The organism is Candidatus Parvarchaeota archaeon (assembly GCA_016866895.1).
In the GTDB taxonomy this organism is placed as follows: domain Archaea; phylum Micrarchaeota; class Micrarchaeia; order Anstonellales; family VGKX01; genus VGKX01.
Genome location: VGKX01000213.1, coordinates 1 through 1,382, shown reverse-complemented (window position 1 = coordinate 1,382; position 1,382 = coordinate 1). Strand labels below are relative to the sequence as shown.

The following is a 1,382-nucleotide window of genomic DNA, read 5'->3' as shown; positions in this document are numbered from 1 at the left end:
TCCGATGGCATAGTCTTCTTTTCAAGTCAACATTTTACCAAGACCAAAATTTATCAAGTCCATACCTATTCAATTCGGGTTTTCTTATTTTTCTCAGAAACAATGTAATACCCGACCAGATAAACCCCGCACGCCAGATAAGCAACTACCGTCCCCCACCAAACTCCTAGAGAAGGAAAAGCATAATGCACTCCCAGGGAATAAAAAAGCATTGAACCCAATCCAGCTGGAACATGCTTAATCACAGTATGGGCATACTGCTTTCCATAAGTGTAATGCACAATCAAAACCAATGGAAATAATGTCGAGCCTGTTGACAATATGCCTGCCCATCTTGGGCCAACAGCTCCGGCAATCTCAGTTGTCAATAATATATACGACGCCGTAACAAGTGACCGGAATATTATGACTTTAGGTTCAAAAGCAACGGATTTTGGAACCTTTATTTCAGGGATTTTTTTATAGTAAAGTGCAAAGGCAGGGATGCATATCAGGAAAAGTGCAACCGATGCCAAAATCCCAAAATCAATCGAAGCAAGCAAATAGGATGCCGCAAAATACGCAGGAACTGATATGGCAACCGCAAGGGTAAGGGAATGTTTTTTGAAAAATCCGGATGTGGCAAAGTAGGCAAGTAAAAAAATCTGGAAGGCAACATGGCCCACAAGATTGTAAATCGCACTGTCAGAAGCGAATCCAGGGCTAATTTGAAGGCCATAAAAGAACAGCGTAATAGCTGTGCCTATCGGCAGGCCTGACAAAAACCCGGCTGCTTTTGGGCTGATTCTTTCTGAAACAAGCGTGAGTCCAAGCACTGCAATTATTGAAACAGCGAATTTGACTAAGACTAGGGATTCAAGCATTTTATCGTATGGGCTGGGCACAGCGAAGCTTAAAAAACGTTTATCGCACAAAGTTAAACTCGTCCCACCATAGCTCAACCTGGCAGAGCGCCTCGCTGTAGTTTGCAGCACTGCAAATTGGTGCAGTAACGAGGATGTTGTGTGTTCAAAGGCCCCTTTTTCTTTTGGAAAAGAAAAAGGCCCCTGGGTTCAAAAAGAAAACCCCCGGGCGCTTGATTTCACAAAAAAAGAAAAATTTGCCGAACTAATCACACTGGTGGGATAATTAAAGGAAAAAGTCCAATGTTCTAGCCCCCGTTTTCCAATGGGGGTTTAGAAAGGGGGGCGCACCCCCCTTCTGCCTTGTTCGTCTATCGGTTAGGATCTCGGATTGTCAATCCGGTGAGGCGGGTTCGACTCCCGCACAAGGCGTTGAAACTTTTTCGCGAACGAAAAAACAAAATTGAGTAGCGATTTCCTTTCTCTTTATTGATGCTCAGTTTTCATCCACTGTTTGCCCTTTTAGCAAATCCTCCTTCA

The 1,382-nt window shown here is 43.7% G+C and carries 1 protein-coding gene and 1 tRNA gene; one reads left to right on the top strand and one right to left on the bottom strand.

The features are described from left to right. Positions 1–65 precede the first annotated feature (65 nt). The gene (locus FJZ26_06030; GenBank protein ID MBM3229965.1) at positions 66–863 is read right to left on the bottom strand and encodes a hypothetical protein; all 798 of its coding nucleotides are present in this window, start codon (positions 861–863) and stop codon (positions 66–68) included. Between the two features lie 339 nt (positions 864–1,202). On the opposite strand from FJZ26_06030, the gene FJZ26_06025 reads away from it, so the two are divergent. Continuing rightward, positions 1,203–1,274 (top strand) — tRNA-Asp (locus FJZ26_06025). Positions 1,275–1,382 lie beyond the last annotated feature (108 nt).